The organism is Companilactobacillus sp. HBUAS59699, from assembly GCF_036913575.1.
Classification (GTDB): domain Bacteria; phylum Bacillota; class Bacilli; order Lactobacillales; family Lactobacillaceae; genus Companilactobacillus.
In genome coordinates this window covers 53,372-73,993 of the sequence record NZ_JAYKTV010000006.1, presented here as the reverse complement: position 1 = coordinate 73,993, position 20,622 = coordinate 53,372, and the positions used below count along the sequence as shown (strand labels likewise).

18 protein-coding genes are annotated in these 20,622 nt (G+C 38.0%); 2 read left to right on the top strand and 16 right to left on the bottom strand.

What is annotated here, in order from left to right; all coding sequences use genetic code 11:
- Entirely contained in the window at positions 1–2,697 is a 2,697-nt protein-coding gene (locus U8519_RS11135; RefSeq protein WP_334330388.1) for an alpha-mannosidase, read from the bottom strand.
- Positions 2,698–2,703: 6 nt separating this feature from the next.
- Positions 2,704–3,981, bottom strand: a complete 1,278-nt coding sequence (locus tag U8519_RS11130) for a glycoside hydrolase family 125 protein (RefSeq protein ID WP_334330387.1) — start codon at positions 3,979–3,981, stop codon at positions 2,704–2,706.
- Between the two features lie 121 nt (positions 3,982–4,102).
- Between U8519_RS11130 and U8519_RS11125 the strand changes: the two genes are divergently transcribed.
- The gene (locus tag U8519_RS11125) at positions 4,103–5,137 is read left to right on the top strand and encodes a GntR family transcriptional regulator (protein WP_334330386.1); all 1,035 of its coding nucleotides are present in this window, start codon (positions 4,103–4,105) and stop codon (positions 5,135–5,137) included.
- A gap of 11 nt (positions 5,138–5,148) precedes the next feature.
- The gene (locus tag U8519_RS11120; protein ID WP_334330385.1) at positions 5,149–7,242 is read left to right on the top strand and encodes a GH92 family glycosyl hydrolase; all 2,094 of its coding nucleotides are present in this window, start codon (positions 5,149–5,151) and stop codon (positions 7,240–7,242) included.
- 68 nt (positions 7,243–7,310) lie between these two features.
- On the opposite strand, the gene U8519_RS11115 is transcribed toward U8519_RS11120, so the two are convergent.
- From U8519_RS11115 to U8519_RS11050, 14 genes are all read right to left on the bottom strand, one after another.
- The gene (locus tag U8519_RS11115) at positions 7,311–7,898 is read right to left on the bottom strand and encodes a GNAT family N-acetyltransferase (RefSeq protein WP_334330419.1); all 588 of its coding nucleotides are present in this window, start codon (positions 7,896–7,898) and stop codon (positions 7,311–7,313) included.
- Between the two features lie 216 nt (positions 7,899–8,114).
- Positions 8,115–8,987 (bottom strand): ROK family protein, encoded by an 873-nt coding sequence (locus U8519_RS11110; protein ID WP_334330384.1) that lies wholly within the window; start codon positions 8,985–8,987, stop codon positions 8,115–8,117.
- 16 nt (positions 8,988–9,003) lie between these two features.
- Entirely contained in the window at positions 9,004–10,149 is a 1,146-nt protein-coding gene (locus U8519_RS11105) for a helix-turn-helix domain-containing protein (RefSeq protein ID WP_334330383.1), read from the bottom strand.
- The gene (locus tag U8519_RS11100; protein WP_334330382.1) at positions 10,112–10,489 is read right to left on the bottom strand and encodes a response regulator; all 378 of its coding nucleotides are present in this window, start codon (positions 10,487–10,489) and stop codon (positions 10,112–10,114) included. Before U8519_RS11100 ends, U8519_RS11105 begins: the two co-directional genes overlap by 38 nt.
- A gap of 4 nt (positions 10,490–10,493) precedes the next feature.
- Positions 10,494–12,218 carry a sensor histidine kinase gene (locus U8519_RS11095; RefSeq protein ID WP_334330381.1) on the bottom strand — a complete coding sequence of 575 codons (1,725 nt, stop codon included), beginning with the start codon at positions 12,216–12,218 and terminating at the stop codon, positions 10,494–10,496.
- Positions 12,219–12,824 (bottom strand): DUF624 domain-containing protein, encoded by a 606-nt coding sequence (locus U8519_RS11090; protein WP_334330380.1) that lies wholly within the window; start codon positions 12,822–12,824, stop codon positions 12,219–12,221.
- A 102-nt stretch (positions 12,825–12,926) separates the two neighbouring features.
- Positions 12,927–14,384, bottom strand: a complete 1,458-nt coding sequence (locus U8519_RS11085) for an ABC transporter substrate-binding protein (RefSeq protein ID WP_334330379.1) — start codon at positions 14,382–14,384, stop codon at positions 12,927–12,929.
- Positions 14,385–14,399: 15 nt separating this feature from the next.
- A complete protein-coding gene (locus tag U8519_RS11080; RefSeq protein ID WP_334330378.1) occupies positions 14,400–15,851 on the bottom strand; it encodes an ABC transporter substrate-binding protein in 1,452 nt (483 codons plus the stop codon).
- A gap of 9 nt (positions 15,852–15,860) precedes the next feature.
- The gene (locus tag U8519_RS11075) at positions 15,861–17,132 is read right to left on the bottom strand and encodes a family 20 glycosylhydrolase (RefSeq protein WP_334330377.1); all 1,272 of its coding nucleotides are present in this window, start codon (positions 17,130–17,132) and stop codon (positions 15,861–15,863) included.
- 9 nt (positions 17,133–17,141) lie between these two features.
- Positions 17,142–18,062 carry a carbohydrate ABC transporter permease gene (locus U8519_RS11070; RefSeq protein ID WP_334330376.1) on the bottom strand — a complete coding sequence of 307 codons (921 nt, stop codon included), beginning with the start codon at positions 18,060–18,062 and terminating at the stop codon, positions 17,142–17,144.
- Between the two features lie 13 nt (positions 18,063–18,075).
- The gene (locus U8519_RS11065) at positions 18,076–19,038 is read right to left on the bottom strand and encodes an ABC transporter permease (protein ID WP_442892153.1); all 963 of its coding nucleotides are present in this window, start codon (positions 19,036–19,038) and stop codon (positions 18,076–18,078) included.
- 194 nt (positions 19,039–19,232) lie between these two features.
- On the bottom strand, positions 19,233–19,448 hold the full coding sequence (locus tag U8519_RS11060; protein WP_334330374.1) for a hypothetical protein: 216 nt from the start codon (positions 19,446–19,448) through the stop codon (positions 19,233–19,235).
- A gap of 38 nt (positions 19,449–19,486) precedes the next feature.
- On the bottom strand, positions 19,487–20,257 hold the full coding sequence (locus U8519_RS11055; RefSeq protein ID WP_334330373.1) for a hypothetical protein: 771 nt from the start codon (positions 20,255–20,257) through the stop codon (positions 19,487–19,489).
- A 46-nt stretch (positions 20,258–20,303) separates the two neighbouring features.
- Entirely contained in the window at positions 20,304–20,597 is a 294-nt protein-coding gene (locus U8519_RS11050; protein WP_334330372.1) for a hypothetical protein, read from the bottom strand.
- Positions 20,598–20,622: the final 25 nt, after the last annotated feature.

Below are 20,622 nucleotides of genomic sequence, written 5' to 3'. Positions count from 1 at the left end.
TTACCAATCGATCTTAAAAGTCTTTATTTCCGCTGGATTCAGTGTATCTTTGGATATATCATTTAAAGGTTCTTCTAACAAATTAACCGTCGCAAGCTTGGCTTCATCAATGTTGACAGCGATCGGCTCAGTCTTATCAGTCATATTGTAGCCACGAATAATATCGCCAGCACCATTCTCGGCTTGCTTGAAACAAGTCATAGCAAAGTCATCTGCCTCTATCTTATAAACCGCGTGACTTGGTTTCCAAGTGCCCGCATGAATATCAGTTTGGACGGTTTGCAGCTCTACTTGATTATTGCGTGCTTGTAAATAGCTGTTTATCCGACTAGCTTCACTAGCATCGTGAAACGATAAACTGTATTCAAAGTGCTGTCTTCCTTGGCACTGTGCTTCTTTAGTCTCAAAGTAACCCCAATCTCCCATTTCACCAACACAACGTAACAGTGTAATGGCAATCGTGTTATCAGCCGGTAATATTTCATATTCATTCAAGCCGAAGTTGCCAACTGTAACGCCGCCACGTTCATCACAAAGGTTGACAAATGCCTGTTGATGCTGCGGATTAGTCGGATTCTTCCAAGCGGAACTGACTTGATTAGAACGTTTGACTACTTCATAGATCGATTCTGCCTGATGATGATCAGTCTTGAGACCGGTTGGGAATAACACCCTAACTCGATGATCTAAAACATCATTATCAAAGCTGGTCTCAAATCTTAATTGATCTTCCATTTTATTAAAACTAATAATTGTCGAAATTTTAACAATACGATACTCACTTGAACGTCTAGCGATTCGTTCTGTAATATCGATCACAGCTTTTTGCTCATATTCTAAGCGTTCATCGGCTGAAACAGGAATTCTCATATCCAGTGACACTTTGACTTTTGCTTCATTATCATTATTGACCAACACTTCAATGTCCGCCATGCTGTCAGCTGAATAGATCGTCTGATTGTCAGCTGATTGCCGATAAATATACTCGTTACCAATATCGCCAGTATCCTCAAAAATCAATTGATCATCGTAAGTTTGATTGGTCTTTTTATCTAAGACTTTCAAGCTACCATTTGGATTGATCGTTGCCTTGAGCCAATTATTCTCTAAAGTATTAGTCTCGATGTCAAATAACTTGTGATCTGACTTGATCGTTGCTTGAGTTTTTTCTCTCAAAGCTAAAGTCGTCCATGATAAGGCTGGTAAGTTTTCTATTGGTATGCGGATCGTAACGAATAATCCCATGTACGGAATACGAAACTTATCATCTGGCAAGTCATAATCAAATTTAAACTCAGTCTTGAGCAATTCAAAGGGAACACTATAACCGTGCTTATCAACCACCTCTAAATCAGGAAGTTTTTGCAACTCAGCTTGCATCAATTCATATTGATCGTCTGGTTTACCCTCCGAAAATGGTGCTCGATCCCACTCGATCTCAACTGATACCATTTGACTCTTCTCAGATCCCTGTGTATTGACGATCACAAATGGCTTACTGTTAGTATCAAAGACTCTCGTATCGATATTCTTCGCGATGACATTCAAAGCGTCGTGGACTAAGAATTCTCCTACTCCTTGAGATTTCTCAAACCTAGTGAGCATTTCTCGATGAACTTCATCGACTGAACAGCCACAAATACTATCGTGTGGATGGTTCTGCATCAGAGTTTTCCAAGCATAATTTAATTGATCATGCGGATATTCATCAGTCTTTTGGTAAGCCATCGCTGCCAGAGGTTCAGTAATATTCTCTAGTTGTCTTTGGACCTCAGTATTTTTTTGCTTCAAATAAGTTCGACTAGAAGCGGTATTAGCTAATGTATACCAACCGTCCGTTTCTTGACTAGTCAGTTCGCCATCGATCGCCGACAAATCTTCTGGAACATCTTGGGCAACCGCCTGCAGGTAGTCGTCAAAGTTAGAATGAATGAATTCGTAATCTGGATATAGTTCACTGGCCACGTCGAGTGCTTCGATCACATTTTTTTGAACTGGCTGATGATCAACACCGTTCATCATCAACAGATTATCAGTTGAAGCATATTTCTCAACATCTTGTAATTTTTGATCCCAATATTTCTTAGCTTCAGTGCGATCCACCGGGATTTCATTCCCATTACTGTACCAATTAGCAAATAATAATCCTAGAATCTTAGAACCATCTGGTCCCTTCCACCACATTTCTGAATACTGTGAACTATAATTCTCATTATCGAATACTTGATTATTCAAGCCCGTGGGTTTAACACCACGACCAAAAGCAGCGAAGTCTAGATCAGCTAGTTTCATCATCTGAGCAGTCTGGCCCATATTTCCAAACGTATCTGGGAAGTAACCAAGATTGACCTTGTTACCCCACTTAGCTGACTCTTGTGCTCCAATCAAAATATCACGAGTATTAGATTCAGAGCTGATCAAGAAGTCGTCTTGAAGGATGTAAAAAGGACCGACTTTTAATTTACCTGCAGCGATATATTGTCTGACTTCATGCTCTCGTTCAGGTCTGACTTGTAAATAGTCATCCAAAATAATTGTTTGACCATCAAGATGGAAGCTATTGAAGCGCGGTTCTTTCTTGAATAGATCCAACAGATCGTCCATTAATTGAACTAAGCGCATGTGATGATGCTCGTAGCCCATGTACCATTCACGATCCCAATGACTGTGAGAAACGACAAATACTTTCTTCTTCATCTTCGATCACTCCTTAATTTCGTATCCGTAATAGTTAAGAAACAGTTCGCAATACATCATGTTCGCCCATGAAAACCACTCACGTGTGTAATTGTCGGGATTATCAACATCGAATCCCTCATGCATCAAATTAGTTCCAGCCGTTGTATCGACCATATTTTGTAACAACCGAGCCTTCTCTGTTTGACTAGTTTGAGTAAGTCCTTGAACGGCTAAGGCAATGTGCCAAATATAATTAGCCGGTGTATGAGGACTGCCCAGTCCTTGACCATATTTGCCAGCATAAAAGTAAGGATTCTCGGAACTCAAAATAGTCTTGCGAGTGTTCAAATAAATTGGATCGTCCATCGTTGTATAGTGTAGATATGGAGTGCTCAGTAGATTAGGCACATTACCGTCGTCCATGAGCAAATGATGTCCCAAACCGTCAGTTTCATATGAGTAAACTTTTTCTCCAGCCGCATTGATCGTCGTACCAAAAGCTTCAATCCCGGCTCTCACTTCTCTTTGAATATTTTTGGCACGCTCGCTGATCTGTTCATCGGGGATTATTTCAGTAAAGATCTCTTGAATATAGCCGAGAACCAACACTGCAAACATATTGGCTGGAATCAAATATCCATAAACACAGGCATCATCGCTCGGTCTGAAAGCTGACCAAATCATGCCAGTATAACCAATATCACTCCCTCTACCATCATTGACTAAAGTATCCTCCGGCCGGTCATAAGTTCTTTCAAAACGATAATCAGAAGTAGCGTGATGCTGTTCCGTTTCAAAAACCTTCAACATTTTCTTGATGCCACTGACAAATTGCTCATCAAATTGATCTTTTCTACCAGTATTCTTATACAATAGATATGACAACTGAACTGGGAAACACAACGAATCTATTTCGAATTTTCTCTCCCAGATCCAAGGCGTCATCTCGGTTAAATCCCGCTGATGACCAGCATTATTCGCTTCTTCATTGAAGGCATTCGCATATGGATCCAAATTCATATTAAAGAATTGTCGCTTAACGACGTCATATATCAAATCGGACACTTCAGGAATCTGTTGCGCCATAACTAAATACGGACGCACCTGACAGGTTGAATCACGTTGCCACATAGCTGGAATATCACCTGTAAGAACGAAACTGCCATTCTCAGGCATTTTTTTGATGGCTGTTTCCCAAGTATTGGTGTAAGTAACCTCAAAAACTTTGGCCCAATCTGGGGTTTTTGAAGCAGTAGTTGATACCTCTTCCATAAATTCCTTAATTGGTTGCGTTAGTTTCATTTTTCTCCTCCATAAGTTGATATATCATTTGCGAGTAAAAGTATAATGCATGCATCACAATATTACTAGTTGTTTTTTTAATAATTTATGTTATATTCAATAAAGTAAAGGACGGATAGCTATGCAACCTAAATATAAATTGATATATCAATCACTAAAAAAAGATATTCTTTCTCAGAAATATCCCATTGGATCCACTCTTCCCAGCGAGCTTTCTCTAGCCAGCGAATACCAAGTAAGCCGAATCACGACCAAACGAGCTCTTAACGAATTGGAGCAAGATAAATTAGTTGCTAGAAAACAAGGTAAGGGAACTATTGTCATTCAAAATTCTATTTTTGAAGACCTGCACGTTAAAGAAATTTTATTGGTAATTCCTTTTTCCAATAATTATGAATTCGGGGATTATATGAGTGGTGTCTTGGCAACTATTAACAACACCGACGAGTACCATCTAAAAACTATCAGTAATCAAGAGTTCAAAAAAGATTATCCTGATAATCTCAATAATGTTGCCGGTATTCTTTACTACGTCAATCACGTTAGTGAAGACATTAACATCTTAAGTTCGCTCTACCTCAAGCAAATCCCCGTCGTGTTATTAGATAAAAAAATCTTAAACTTCCCACTTCCTTGCGTGATGCCAGACAATCTGACTGGTGGACAACTAGCTACTGAAGCAGTATTGAAAGAGAATAAGCGACCCGTTTTCGTCGCTAATTCACCGCTATCAGAAATATCAGTCCGTTCTCGTTACTTAGGATTTTTGACCACACTAAAAAAGCAGAATATCACGACCGATATTCCGCTAATAAATCTAAATAAAAAAAGTGATCTCCAAACCATTTCTGACGGCATTTTAAACAATAAAATCGATAGCATCATCGCTGAAAATGACGTTGTCGCCATCAATATCATCAACCATCTCCACGAAAAAAATATTAAAATACCTGACCAAGTATCGATCGTTGGCTTCGACAATATTCAAGCAGCCTCACTCAGTTATCCCAGTTTGACTACGATCAATCAAGATTTCAATCTGATTGGCCAAAAAGCAACCGAAATCCTGCTAAATAAAATTACTGACCCCGACTTTGATGTCCCTGATACGATCACTATTCCTGTCAAACTAATCACTCGACAATCTACCAAATAAGGAGTTCTGAAATGAACATCGAAACTATCGACACCCGACACGGCACCGACAATCGCCCTGACTTTTCACACGGAAATGCACTCCCTTACACGGGGGTGCCTTTTGGTATGAATTATTTTTGTGTCCAAACCACTGACGAAGATACACCGTGGTTCTTTTCACCAACTGATCACAAATACTCTGGTATTAGGTTGACGCATCAGCCTAGTCCTTGGATCGGTGATTTTCAGCAGCTTACCTTCAATGCTGTGAGTGACTTGCGTGACATCAAGGATCTCGAAACTAGCGATGGTTCTTATAACCCTGACACTGCAATCTTTAACCCGCACTACTTAAAAGTGCAAGATCAACGTTATAACGTTACGACAAAGCTTGTTCCTGATACTTATGGAGCTAATATTCGCTATCAATTTGCATCACAGACTAATAGTATTCTTATTAAAGTTCCTGATGACGGTCAGTTTGAAGTAAAAAACAATCAGTTATTAGTCAAGGTTCAGAATTATCATTCTGATTTTAGTGAAAACTTCATCGAGTATGTTAACTTTGAATTCGATACTCCCATTCAAGCAACTACCAGCGTCAATACTGAAGCTAGCAGTAATTTGATACTCCACTTTGACAATATCCAAACCTTGAATATGAAACTGGCAGTTTCTTTTATCAGTTCTGAACAAGCACAGTTAAATCTCTCTAGAATCAATTCTAATTTTGAAACTGCCTTAAAGAACGCCAAACTTGCCTGGGAAAGTTATTTTGATCGAATAAAAATAGAGGATAAGAATAATGCAAAAATTTCTACCTTCTATCATGCGCTCTATCGAACGCTACTGTTCCCACAAAAATGTTATGAATTGGATCAAACTGGAAATCCTATTCACTACGATATTTATAACAATGATACTAAACCCGGCTTCTTATATATGAACAATGGTTTCTGGGACACTAGTAAAACCGTCTATCCCCTCTTTTCGATCCTGATACCTGAAGAATTTCAAAAAATGTTAGATGGCTTCTACAACAGTTATTTAGAAAGTGGATTTCTACCAAAGTGGTTAGCCCCTGATGAACGAGGAATGATGCCTGGAACCTTGATCGATGCTGTCATCGCCGATGCAGCAGTGAAGGGATTGATTGCACCGGATAAATTAAAGCTGTTTCTTAACGCCATGATCGAAAGCTCTACCAAAACAACTAATAATGATAAATTCGGTAGACAAGGAACTAAGGACTATAACAAATTCGGCTACTTACCAGCTGATAAATACGCCGAAAGTGTCAACAATACTCTCGATTATGCGTACAGTGACTTCTGTATCAGTCAAGTAGCCAAAATTTTAAATGAAGAAAAAATTTATCAAAAATATCACGCATCTTCAATGAACTATAAAAACTTGTTTGATCCCCAAACCGGTTTAATGCGTGCTAAATTGTCTAATGGGCAGTTTAAAGAACCATTCGACTCCTTGAGTTGGGGAACAGATTACACCGAAGGCAGTGCTTGGCAAAATAGCTTCTCAGTTTTCCACGATATTGATGGTTTAAAATCAATATATTCTGACCAATATACTTTCAGAGATATTTTGATAGAATTATGTAATCAAAAACCACAGTACAAAGTTGGTGGCTATGGCATGGAGATTCACGAAATGTCTGAGATGGCACAATTGAACTTCGGTCAACTGGCGCTATCAAATCAGCCGAGTTTTCATATTCCCTACTTGTTCATGTACACCGACAAACCCGAGTACACTTCAATTTTGGTCAATCAATTAATGGACAAATTCAACGACACCATTGATGGCTACCCGGGAGATGAAGACAACGGCTCGATGTCAGCTTGGTATATCTTTTCAGCCTTGGGATTCTATCCTGTTTGTCCTGGTAGTGGCAAATATATCATCGGTAAACCGCAGTTTGATCAAGTAACTATCAAGTTAGCAGACCAGAAACAGACGAAAATCATCACCAAAAATAACTTGCCTCAAAATCAATTCAATCATCTGGAGTCTGTCGATGGGAAAACTATCTCGACTAATTATTTGACGCATGAACAAATAATATCTGGCAGCACCATTATTAATAATCTATCGCTTCTTCCTTAATAAAATTATACCTACGAAAATAGTCCCCATTAGAAACTACAGTATAACGTTTCTAACAGGGACTATTTTTAATTACCTTTAATCGTCGACTTACTAATAATATCGAACTCTTCTTGACTTGGTTGCCAACGTTTTTCCAAAGGTGGAAATTGACGGTCAAATTCTGACACCTGTTCTAAATCGATCTCTAATGCAGGACTTTCCTGATAGGTCCAAGTATGGTTCTGTAAAACGTTAGGTACTAACTCTTTCACTAACATGGCTGTAGGATAAGTACCATTCATTGAGACGCGATACTTATAACACCCCTCAAAACCACGGCTAACGTAATTACTAGGCATTCCAAAAATGACGATTGCTTCATAGTTTAGCTTTTTCGCAATCTCAAATGATCGTTCAAGCAAAATTCTACTGTATCCTTGACGCTGAAATTGCGGTCTGATACAGACCGGACCAAATGTCAAAATGGTCTTCTCATCACCAAGTTGATCAGTCAGTTTAGCCTTAGTATACATAACATTTCCTATTATCTGACCGTCCCTTTCTAGGACTAAGTCTAGCTCAGGAATAAAGTCCTCGTGAAAACGAATTTCGTGTGCTAAATAATGTTCGGCACATCCTGGTACATATAAGTTCCAAAAAGCTTCACGGATCATTTCTTCTATGATTCGATAATCAGCAGGTGTTTCGGTTCTAACGACGATATTATTATTTAAATTCAAAATATTTTCCTCCTAAAAGTTTCACTACTTTGGGAAGGTTTGAAAATTTTGATTGCTGCAAACCTTCCGGCTATGCAACAATGTCCAGTCTATTATTTGTCATACAGCAATACTCCTTAAATTTATTATTAAAATTATAACATATTCGATCTACTCAAATGTCTGATAAAAATCTACTCTGGCTCCGCGCAAATTGGCTTCATCGGTAAATTGACAAGTGACTAGTTTTGGCTTGATGGAAGCAATTGTTATTTCAGACCTGATATTTTCTATTTCTGCATCGATTGCCGGAATCAAATCAGGATTATTAGAAACAGCTCCGCCGATGACAATTAATTCTGGATCAAAGCAATACTGCAAGTTAAAAATTCCTTTGGCCAAGGCTTTATACATCACTTGAACTTCTTTAACCGCTGCTGGATTACCATTCTTAGCCATCCCAAATAATTCTTTACCAGAATAACTAGTTTGGTGGATGTCATTATATCTAGCTGCAGCATTAACAGCCGTACCCAACTGGCTCAAGGTCTTGTGACCTTCTATCAACATAAAACCAAATTCACCACCAAATAAATGCGCTCCATGCCAGATTCGATGATCGACGATTACTGAACCACCAACACCAGTGCCCAAGATCAAAAATATCAAACTGTCAGTCGCTCGACCAGCTCCAGCATCTAATTCTGCTAAAGCTGCACAATTAGCGTCATTCTCAATACTGACTGGTAATTGAAATCTTTTGGTTAAAGCACTTAATATATCAAATCCGTGCAAATAAGAAACAGCTGACGTTCCGCCGATAAATCCGGTCGTCTTATCAACTGCACCTGGGGAACTAATACCAACGCCGACTATTCCCGCTTCTTGTTTCATTTTTTCCACTACTGTCGTCAGAATTTCATATAATTCTTCCAAGCTATTCGGTGTTTCAACGTCCGGTAACTTCTCTAACTCATTATTGCGCCAAATGGCAAATTTGATGGACGTCCCACCAATATCAATTAATCCCAAATTGTTGTTCATAATACTATCCTCATCATTAATTAGACATTTCGTGACTCTGTTGTCGAAACTCCTTTGGAGACAATCCTGATATCTTTCTAAAATTCTTGAAGAAATATCCCGTGTTAACATAACCAACTGCCAGTGCAACATCAGCAATACTCATCCGGCTATCCCCCAGTAATTCTTTAGCCTTACAAATACGATAGTGATTGAGATAACTGGCAAAACTCTCACCGATCTCTTTCTTGAATAGTTGTCCTAAATAATTAGTATTCAGCTGCAATCGCTCTGAAATAAGTGAAAGATTGATGTCATCCTGATACTCCCTATCAACTATTTCGATCGTTTTTTGAACGTTCAAGGATACAAATTCACTCTTATCACGCATCTCGATCAGATCATCGATCATTGTAATCAAGAGATCCTCCAGTTTTTGCCAACTGGAAGACTTATTTATCCGCACGACGATCTCCTGATACATTTGATCTGACAGATCCATGTTTTTTTGGATCTCTAAGAAGATCAAAAATGCCATTTGCCTAGCGTAACTTGGATTGATCGCATTCTTAGAAAATTCCGAAAAAATCTTTTTTAAAATTGCAATTGAATCTTCATAGTCATTCTCATTGAGAGAATTACGGATCTTGGACAGGGTGAACTTCGGGACTGTCGCTTGATTCAGCCAATCCATCCTAGTTTGGTTACTCAAAAAATTATCCTTACGTGTATAAAATTTATACAGTGAGCCTAGTTTTTTTGATTGCTCAAAGCTATCCGTCAGACTATCCCAATCCTTGACCATCGATCCTACTGTAATATAGGATTCACCGGTTATGTACTGCTCCGTCTCCAAATCACGCATAAATTTTATTAGGCTACCAGTGTTACCAATGAAAGCAATAAACAACGTATCTTCATTCGTATACAGTAGTGACTGATGCTGTTGCCGACAAAAGTCCAAAATCTTATCAAAGTTTTTCAATCGATTACAAGCAATGACCGTCACACCGGAATGAATGACTTCACCTGACAAATGATAATTGGCTAAGAACTCATTTTTCTCTGTATCATTTAGTTTATTCAATAACAATTGCTGCATAGTAATATTTTGAATTTTGGATAATTTATCCTTCAAAACACTGTCAGCGTCCAACTTTAGTTTTATTTTTTTTGAGAACATCTTTTAACTTATTAGCATCGATTGGCTTCAACAAGTAATCGACTGCCCCCATCTGCAGTCCCCGCTGCACATACTCAAAATCCTGATAACCTGACAGAATGACAAATTCAAACGGAATATTTTTTTGTTGCGCAGTGGCTATCATCTCTAAGCCTGTCATCGATGGCATATTAACGTCCGCAATTATTAGATCGACTCCTGATGTCTCTAAATAATCCAATGCTTTAAGTGTACTTTTGCAAGCAACACTGACCTCAAATCCGAATTCGGACCAATCTATGATTCTCTCTAGACCCTTCAAAATCATATACTCATCATCAACTAACATTACCGAGTACATATGATCACCTCAATTTGAACGACATTTGTATTGTGATTCCGTGATACTTATTACGGCGAATATCCAAAGCAAAATTTCCATTAAATTGAATCTGCATTCTAGCCTGTATATTAGCTATACCAACTGAATGAGAATTCTTCATCAAAGTGTCGACATCTGAATTCAAATGTTCTTTCAGTTGTTTGATCTCTAGATCTGACATCCCTTTACCATTGTCTTCAACCTTGATTACACAATCATTGCCTTCTTCAAAGGCCGAAACATGAATGGCATTATCGATCTTAGTAAGATCCAGACCATACTTGAAATAATTTTCTACTAACGGTTGAATGATAAACTTCGGGACTATTATCTTTTTCACTTCTTCAGTAATGGAATACTGATATGAAACCTGATCAGGATAGCGCATCTGATACAAGTAACTGTATTTTTCCGCAAAATCAAATTCCTGCTCTAATGGAACATTGGTCTCTTGACTGATATTGTTACGCATCAAACTGCCGAAGTTAAAGACTACTTCTGCCAATTCATCTTCGCCTTCATTCAACGCATACATCCGAATGTATTCCAAAGTATTGTAGAGAAAATGGGGATTGATCTGCGACTGCAAGGCATTCAAATTGGCGTCTTTTTGAGCGATTTTTAATTGATAGATCTGTAAGACATACTTGTCGATCGCATCTAACATCGTATTGATTCCTTCAGCCAAAGTTCGAATTTCTCCTGCTTGTCTCGGAACGTGAAGTCTGGCATCGATCTCACCATTAGAAATGGCCGACATTGAATCAGTCATCCACTGTAATTCTTGATTGTAATATTTGAAGACCCAACGAAAACTCCATTTGAGAAACAGTTCAATCGCAATCGCTAGTAAAATGATCATTGCTGACCAAAGCAGCATTTTTAAGTAAACATCTTGTCTCGGAATCAGAGTAAAGACATATCTATTACCCGGCATCGTCAATCCTTTAACGAAGTAGCTGCGCCTCAGGTCTTTTTCAATGAACTTGTAATTCTGACCTAACCAGTGATTCTTGAGTTTGCGTGACTTTAGATGCTTATCCAAATGGTACCCATACTGAATCTGTCCGGCATCTGACAACACCATGAATTGCAAACTCTTGCCAAAACTCAACCGATCAAATCGCTGTGTGATCCGCTTAGGCGAGACGTTGACTAAGACTGAACCAAAATTAGTCAACGATGATTTATCAACTAGTGGAGCTGTATAATACAATCCTTCAGCCCGAACTTTATTGGCTTTGATCCTTACGCCACCCAGTTCATCAGGAGTTACTACCATGCTGTCGTTAGAACTATTCTCATTCAAAGTAACCTTTTTAAAACTGTTATTTTGATCGAAAAAATCGTACATGACCGTTGGTAAATAATAGAAAGTCTGACCCGAAAAATCATCCTGACTTTTATCCAAGTAATCTTCTGAATTCATCGAGAAGAAATTGCGATAGTTCGCTACTCGCACTGGATCATCAGACAGATCTCTGGCAAAGCGATTGACTTCCGCCTGTTGGTCACCCATGATATCAACTGAATTATACAATCCGATCAACAGTGATTGTTTGGATTGAAACTTAATATTGGATACTGCTACACCCAAGAGGATCAAGGCTACGACCGTAACTGTAGCCATCAAGATTCGAGTATAAACGGACATTATCCGATGTAAGTTATATTGATGTTTTAAGAGGGTCTTCATAATTTTTTTCATTTATTTATAGACTTCATCAACGTGCTTGATCCAATTTTTACCGATCGCATGTGTCACTAGAATCATGGCACTGACACTAGCAAAGAGGATCAACCCTTTGTATTGATAAGTGACTCCTATAATAATGATCAATCCAATGATTTCCTTAACGTTATCGAAGAAATTATAAAAGAAATGAGCGAAGGCTAATTTCAAAGAGTTAAGATAATTGATCGTAAAACCACTCTGAATATTGACGACATACCAGAACAAACAAACCGACAATATTAGCATCGCGATGATCACAAAGTCACTGATGATGAAGATCAGTCCTTGCAGTTGAACTGACATGTACAAACTATATGACAAAAATAATTCCGTAGCCGCAAAGGTCCAAAAAATCAGATTTCCCTTTTGAAAGTTTTCTTTAAACCGTGACCAAGCAGTTTGAAAAGTGATCTCACGATAGTCAAATCCGTGAGTATAATACAATTCACTAACTGTTAAAATGCTGGGACCCACACCAGCGACCAAAGCACCTGCAAAAGCTAAGATCCAAAAAATCAAATTCAATTTAATGATCGTATATATCCGGATAAAGAGCACTTGAATGGATTTTGAAACCATGAGAATTCCCCTTAATCATATTTACACTGTTTAGTATACAGATTTAATTTCTATCTCAAAGCAAAAAGAGATTGTGAAATAACCACAATCTCTAATCGATCTCTACTTATTATCTTTTAAGAAAGCATCGTATTGTTTTTGCATTTCTTTTTGAACTTTATCAAATCCGGCATCCTTTAATTCTTTATCCATCTTAGGAATTACCTTATCTGGATCAGACGTACCTGTATTAATACCAGAGATGTATTTGTTCATTACATTAGAGATATTTGTTAGTTCAGTTTTGACTTTATCTGTCTTAAATTGGAAACCTAGAATTGGTGAATCGATCGCATCTTTAGTATCACTAACACGTTCTTTGATCATTTCATCTGTCACATTCTCAGTTGGTGTAATAACACTGTTATCACCAGTATTCCAAGCTGCAACGTGATATTTCTCTTTGTAGCCTTTGAGCAATTTAACACGCTTCTTATCGTCTACATACTTGTAAGCTTCACCTTCTGGACCGTAAACTAAGCCGTTTAAGATCTCAGGGCTAGTATTGATCTCTTCTAGCACTTTAACCGCTAATTCCTTGTGCTTGGAAGAACTGCTTACTACAAAACTACACATCTGTGCTTGTGCAGCTGACTTGATAGCTGGTGTTACTGCCTTTGATACTAATGGTTGACCAGCTGTAATGGTCAATAAGTTATCTCCGTAATCAAAAGGTCCTTGGGTTTCTTGACGGGCGAACCAAGTATTACCACTGATCGGATAGTCAGTCACACTAGTGGCAGCATCCTTAGCGATATAACCTTCTTGATAGTACTTGTGAAGTGTTCTAAGAACTGTCTTCATTTTTTCTGAATCATATTGGTTCACGATCTTATCACGACCATCGACTACATCGACCGCGAATGGATAAACATCTGTCAGTGGATAATCGAAGTCTGACGCAGCTCTGAAGGTTTGTCCCATTGAAAATGTTTGAACTTTAGGATTCTCTTCATGGAACTTAGCAAAGGCTGTTTCTAGATCAGCGTATGACTTGATATTGTCAATATTTATGTTGTATTTGTCTAAATATTTCTTGTTGAAAGTAATTACTTGTTTGGCATAAACATTACCGTTAACTGGGAAGGCATAAAGCTTTCCATCGACCTTATTTCCTTTGATATAAGCTGGATCAAGGTTCTTGTAAGCTTTAGGAGCGTACTTCGGTAACATTTTTGTTAAGTCAGTATAAGCACCTTTTTGAGCATTGACCGCATAATTATCAGCTTTGGCAATATCATAATTTTCACCGGAAGATACGATTACCGGCATCTTCTTAGCGTAATCACCCCAACCGATATATTGGATCTTCAATTTGGCATGCACTTTTTTCTCTAAGACCTTATTCGTATTAGCAATCAAAGTATCATAATTATTAGGCTTATCCCCGATTTGATACATCAGAAGCGTTGGTACATCCCCATCACTAGAGGCACTCTTCTTATTTCCACACGCCACAGCGACAATACTTACGGATAGCAACAATACTAATCCGCACACATATTTAACCCATCTTTTCATTGATCGGTCCTCCTATTATTTTTGTAAAAAGTCGTCATATTGTTTTTGCATTTCTTTTAGAACTTTGTCATAGCCGGCACTCTTTAGTTCTTTGTCTAACTTAGGAATGGCCTTATCAGGATCAACCGTTCCGGTATTCAAATCAGCACTGTACTTATTCATAACGGCTGAAACGTTTGTGATTTCAGTCTTAACACTTGAAGAATCGAATTGGAAACCTAGAGCTGGTGATTGGAGAGCATTCTTCGTGTCTTCTTTCTTTTGTTCGATCATATCGTCAGTAACGTCTTTGGTGTTATAAACAATATCGGCATTACCTGTGTTCCAAGCTGCCATGTGATAACCATCTTTGTAGCCCTTCAACAACTCTACTCGGTTATTGCCGATCTTCTTCCAAGCTTCACCTTCAACACCATAGACCAATCCATTAAGAAGCTCGGGATTACTGTTGATCTCACCCAATATCTTCAGTGCAGTGATCTTATGCTTAGAAGCGTTATTGATCACAAAGTCACACATTTGCGCTTGAGTATTAGTCTTAGCTGGAGTAGTTATTGATCTTGATACCATTTTCTTGCCAGCTGCTTCAGATAGAGCTTGATTACCAATTCCTAATGATCCTTGAGTTTCTTGTCGAACTAACCAATTATCAGTCGTTAGCGGGTAACCTGTCTTATTTGTCGCCGCATCCTTGTCGATATAGCCCTTTTTGTAATAACTGCGAATGACTCTTAGGTCTTCCTTCATCTTGTCACTGTCGTAAGGATTGATGATAGTCTTACCATCAGCTCCTTCACTGTAATCGACTGCAAAAGGTAATTCGGAACTCAAGATGTAATCGAAGTTCTCTGCCACTCTGAACATATTACCGGTCGCAAAAGGAACTTTTTTAGGATCTTCTTCTTTGAACTTAGCCAATAAAGGTTCCAAGTCTTTGTATGAATTAACGTCATCAGCGTTCATCCCTATTTTTTCCAAATACTTCTTGTTGAAGCTAAGTGTTTGTTGTGCGAAGACATTACCATTGACTGGGAAGGCGTAAAGTTTTCCATTGACTTTATTTCCCTTGATATATGCTTCATCTAGATCTTTGTACGCTGATGAAGCGTACTTGGGCAGTAATTTAGTTAGATCTGCATAAGCACCTTTTTGAGCATTAACTACATAATTATCAGCTTTAGCAATATCGTAATTTTCACCTGAAGACACGATAACGGCCATCTTCTGAGCGTAGTCACCCCAGCCGATGTATTGAATCTTTAACTTGGCATGTACCTTCTTCTCCAAGATCTTGTTAGCATTAGCCAGCAAAGTATCATAATTCTTAGGCTTATCACCAATTTGATACATCAATACCGTTGGAACTGAGTCCTTACTGGACTCTTTTTTATTACTACAACCACTCAAGCCAATAACGGCTATCAGAACAAACAGCGAACCCCAAAAATATTTCCAATATCTCCTCATAATTACCACCTATTCTTTAATATTTGTCGCATCACTGCTGATGCACCATTCTTTCCCTTGAATAATCGGCATATATTCAATCAAAGCGCTCAAAACTTCCTCTTCGGTCTGAGCATCTGGTTTGTCACACCACACATTCAATGACTGTCCCTTAATATTTTTCATGTCAGCTGTTCTTACATATTGATACTCTGGAAATTCATTGATCTGCCAATGTGCAATTCTCTGTGGTGTCGGATACTTGTACTCTGCTGCTTCACCGAGCACATGATAGAAATATCCGTCATTGTAATTGATTATTTGATAACCGTGATCAATGAAAGTTTGTACTGGCGCCATATGAATATTCCACTTAGTCCAATAAGCTATTTCACACTTAGAATTCAATTGCACGACTGTTTTTTCGTGTTCCTGTCGGAATAATCCATCGTTCCAAATTCTCGGAACAAAACCGTTCTGCTCGGTAAAGTCAGCTATGTCGTTCAAATATTGAAGATAAGTATCAATTCCACTGGCAGTAGGATCGATCTTTTCTTTGGCGTATGACAACAATTCTGGATAATCATCGATCTTCTCGAATTTTACAAACTCGTCACCGCCAATATGAAAGTATTTACTGTCAGCAAACAGTTCAAAATATTCCCTTAAAATATTCTTGAACCATTCAATGGCTCTTTTATCAGTGATATTCAACCCATTGGAATTAGCTAATTTAAACTGTGGATACTTCGTCAAAACTTGTTTTAAATGACCTGGACTGTCGAGTTCTGGTACGATTTGTATCCCTAACTTGTGCGCATAGGCAACAATGATCCTGATATCTTTTTTGGTTAAGAATTCTGACGATACGGCTTCAGGGATGACGTCTGACTCAATACGAAATCCTTCATTATCTGAAAAATGTAACTGTAGAGTGTTCATCTCATTAACGAACATTGCATCGAGTAATTTTTTAAAAAAATCCACTGAAAAATACTTTCGTCCACAGTCGATCATCACAGCTCGTTCACGCAATTGAGCATGATAGTGCAGATTGAAATGTTTATAATCCCTACACTTCAATTCATACAGACCGTACTTCAATCCATTCAGATCATTAGCCGTTACCTTTAAAAATTTATTCGTGTGGTGAATGTTAAATTCGTCTTTTTTGTTATCCGTTGGTGTTAAACTCAACGTTATCTTCGAAAAGTGATGCAGATCGATTCCATAATGATCAATGATGAATTCTATTTCTGATATTTCATTTGCACTAAGATTCGTACATTTAAATGGCTTCATAACCCACTCCTATTCCTTGACACCACCGATCGTCAATCCACGGACGAAGTATTTTTGGAAGAACGGATATGTTGCGGCAATTGGTAATGTAGCGATAACAACCATTGCCATTCGCGTAGCTTCCTTAGGAACAGCCGCTAGACCACCAGCGTATTGAGCACCGGTCCCAGCATTTTGTGTCAGCATTTCGATATTAGCTTGAATCTTCATTAGTAAATACTGCAGTGGAACTAATTTGTCATCTGAAATATATAGCAAGGCGTTGAACCAATCATTCCAGTAACCTAAGGCCGCAAACAAACTGATCGTTGCGATACCAGGAACAGCTAGCGGAATTACGATCTGTAAGAAGATCCTCAATTCACTCGCACCGTCGATTCTGGCTGATTCAATAATTGACTCCGATACCTGACGCTTGAAGAAGGTTCTCATAACGATAATGTTGAAAGGGCTGACTGCCATTGGCAAAATCAAAGCCCACAAAGTATCTTTTAAATTAAGCAAGTTAGTAACAACGATATAGTTGGCAACCATACCAGGTGAGAACAGCATCGTTATCAAACAAAAGATCGTAAAGAATTTGCGGTACTTAAATGACTTTCTGGAGATCGCATATGCATAAGTTGACGTGAAAGTCGCATTGATCATCGTACCGAAGACCGTTACGATAACTGATATCCACAGTGATCTCATCAATTCTCCACCCATAGTGGCCAGATATTCATAACCGGCGAGACTCCATTTTTTAGGCCACAGTTGGTAACCGTATTGTGACAAAGTATTCTCATCGGTCAATGAAATAACTACGACGAAGAACAGCGGCAAGATAAATGTAATAGCAAACAAACCGATAATAATGTTGAAGAATAAATCGGTCTTCTTGCCAAAGGCACGTACTTGAACATCCTCAATAGCTTTCTTTTTTTTCATATTTTTTTACCTCTTAGAATAGTGCTGAATCGCCGTCAAAACGACGTACTAGCATATTTGTGGAAACAAGCAAGATACAACCAACAACTGATTGATACAAACTGGCAGCACTGGACATACCAATATCACCTGTAGCAGTTAATCCGTTATAAATATATGTATCTAGAACTGATGTAACGTTATATAGTGCACCGGAATTTTGAGGAACGGTATAGAACAGACCGAAGTCTGCACGGAAGATATTTCCCACCGCCAAGATAGTCATCAAAGTCATCAGTGGTAATAGTTGTGGGATAGTGATGTTCTTGATCTGTTGCCACTTACCAGCACCATCAACCATAGCCGCTTCATAGTAAGTCGGATCGATTCCCATAACAGTAGCAAAATACAAAATACTGTTGTATCCGATCCCCTTCCAAGTTCCTAACATTAGTAAGAAGAAAGGCCAATATTTTGGTTCCGCATACCAATTAATATCAGTATGTAAGATTGAATTAAGCAATCCCTTTTCTGGATTCAAGAATGCCATTACGAAGTAAGCAATGATAACCCAAGATAAGAAGTAAGGTAATAACATCGAAGTCTGATAAGTCTTAACCAGCTTCTTATGTCTAAGTTCACTCATAACGATGGCGAAGAAGACGGCAATGATAAGGTTCAAGATGATGAACCCCAAGTTGTATAGCAACGTATTCTTCGTGATCAACCAGGCAGCGTTTGAAGAGAACAGGAACTTGAAGTTTTGAAATCCGACCCACTTGCTTTGCGCAAGACTGGCTAAGAAGCCATCCGGAGAAAACTTAAAATCCTTGAACGCTACCACATTGGCGAATACTGGAATATAGAAGAAAAAGATCATCCAGATGGCGCCAGGTAATGCAAAAATAACAAAAGGACCATTATTAGAGAATTTTTGCCAAAACTTAGACTGCTTTTTTCGTTTTGACGAATTCTCTAACCCACTTTGGGGTGTCATTTCTTTCATTTTTATTCCTCCCTATGTGAAACCGCTTTCGAAATTTATTCTATCTTTTTTATGAACCTCAAAATAAGTTACATATCCTTTTTTTATACACAAATACTAGCCTGATATATCAACCAGTGATTTATGGACAAAAAAATAGTGCGGTCTCATAAATAAGACCGCACTGATTTATTTTTTTATTTATATTACCAACATCTCATGCCCATTCCATAGCCCATACCATGAAACATGCCGAATCCTCCGAACATGGGAACTACTGTTATAGCAAGAACAGCAACGACAACTACACCGATCAGCACCGGTGCTAATTTTTTATTTCGAACATTATTGTTTCCATTTGTTGCTAAATACCAAACTAGACCAATAAGTAAAATCACTATTAAAATTGAAGAATACATCATCGTTCTCACCCCTTTTGTAATAATAATATCATGTCTTTTTAAACCTTACTATTTAATTGTTTGGTCAATTCGACCAAGCTATACACCTTATCGTAATTAGGATTATTCTTCTTCATATCACGAATATCCAAATTGTTGATAACAAACTTAGACTGTTTGTTTTCGACCCAAAAATTGTAATTAGGGTCTGTTACCAAATACGAATCCGATCCATCTAAGTTATACTTAGCCATCTCTTTTTTGAAAGCCCGATTATTCTCGAACTTTTTCTTATTAGATTTGATACCAGTAATTATTTTATCGCCGATCTTAGGCAGTGGAAAGCTAGTTTGCTTGTACAGCACTTCCGCATTCTTAGTACTATCCTGACCTTCAACGCTAGCTTTAACATCGTTAGTAAATGCAAATCCGGTTGGCAAAGTTGTCACAATATATTGATGTTCTAAGGTTTTATTACCATCAAGAACTTTATCAACATGGATTGTTGCTTTGGTCTGGATCAATAATGGTTGATGTTCCATTTTTTCATAATTGACGACAGTTCCTTCAATAACATAAGCATTCTTATTCCTTAAATCGTGCCAATCGGTTGGAAAAGTATCGTCAAAATTAGTTCCACTCGGTAAGTATTCAATAACTGCCTCACTGACCAACTTATTCCAATGTTTTCGGTTCACTTTTACTTTGTGCTTTAATGAAGCATTTTCGTTGTCTTTTTTACTATTGTAAGTTTTGTGTGCACCATTACTGCAGCTTATTAACGTCACAAAAACTGCTATAATGGCTAAAATTCCCCATATTTTTCTCATAATTCCCCTATTAATCGTTATAACGGTTATAATTATTATCTTGGTTTTAAGTGTCACCCCTTCGGACACTCATTCGATGTAAAACTTTCCCTCTATCTATAATAACTATATCAGATTTACTTCTGATTTCGCCACTAACCATCTTATTATCATCATGAATCAAGTTTGAATGACTGGTGGTACTAAGAAATACATCTAGATAAATAATTTCTAAGATGGGGGTCTCTGCAACTTCCAGTTTGCTGCTTCGCACATTTTGAAATTTAGCTTTTTTTGAATGTCTTTGGTAACAAACAGTCAAAGGTACAAATATCATCATCATTGCTGCCAATTTGTTCATCCTCTTCACTCCTTGCTCATTCGTT

Coding starts and splice junctions, on each gene's coding strand:
- U8519_RS11135 (WP_334330388.1), bottom strand. CDS start 2,697: ATGAAGAAGAAAGTATTTGTCGTTTCTCACAGTCATTGGGATCGTGAA.
- U8519_RS11130 (WP_334330387.1), bottom strand. CDS start 3,981: ATGAAACTAACGCAACCAATTAAGGAATTTATGGAAGAGGTATCAACT.
- U8519_RS11125 (WP_334330386.1), top strand. CDS start 4,103: ATGCAACCTAAATATAAATTGATATATCAATCACTAAAAAAAGATATT.
- U8519_RS11120 (WP_334330385.1), top strand. CDS start 5,149: ATGAACATCGAAACTATCGACACCCGACACGGCACCGACAATCGCCCT.
- U8519_RS11115 (WP_334330419.1), bottom strand. CDS start 7,898: ATGATCCGTGAAGCTTTTTGGAACTTATATGTACCAGGATGTGCCGAA.
- U8519_RS11110 (WP_334330384.1), bottom strand. CDS start 8,987: ATGAACAACAATTTGGGATTAATTGATATTGGTGGGACGTCCATCAAA.
- U8519_RS11105 (WP_334330383.1), bottom strand. CDS start 10,149: ATGTTCTCAAAAAAAATAAAACTAAAGTTGGACGCTGACAGTGTTTTG.
- U8519_RS11100 (WP_334330382.1), bottom strand. CDS start 10,489: ATGTACTCGGTAATGTTAGTTGATGATGAGTATATGATTTTGAAGGGT.
- U8519_RS11095 (WP_334330381.1), bottom strand. CDS start 12,218: ATGAAAAAAATTATGAAGACCCTCTTAAAACATCAATATAACTTACAT.
- U8519_RS11090 (WP_334330380.1), bottom strand. CDS start 12,824: ATGGTTTCAAAATCCATTCAAGTGCTCTTTATCCGGATATATACGATC.
- U8519_RS11085 (WP_334330379.1), bottom strand. CDS start 14,384: ATGAAAAGATGGGTTAAATATGTGTGCGGATTAGTATTGTTGCTATCC.
- U8519_RS11080 (WP_334330378.1), bottom strand. CDS start 15,851: ATGAGGAGATATTGGAAATATTTTTGGGGTTCGCTGTTTGTTCTGATA.
- U8519_RS11075 (WP_334330377.1), bottom strand. CDS start 17,132: ATGAAGCCATTTAAATGTACGAATCTTAGTGCAAATGAAATATCAGAA.
- U8519_RS11070 (WP_334330376.1), bottom strand. CDS start 18,062: ATGAAAAAAAAGAAAGCTATTGAGGATGTTCAAGTACGTGCCTTTGGC.
- U8519_RS11065 (WP_442892153.1), bottom strand. CDS start 19,038: ATGACACCCCAAAGTGGGTTAGAGAATTCGTCAAAACGAAAAAAGCAG.
- U8519_RS11060 (WP_334330374.1), bottom strand. CDS start 19,448: ATGATGTATTCTTCAATTTTAATAGTGATTTTACTTATTGGTCTAGTT.
- U8519_RS11055 (WP_334330373.1), bottom strand. CDS start 20,257: ATGAGAAAAATATGGGGAATTTTAGCCATTATAGCAGTTTTTGTGACG.
- U8519_RS11050 (WP_334330372.1), bottom strand. CDS start 20,597: ATGAACAAATTGGCAGCAATGATGATGATATTTGTACCTTTGACTGTT.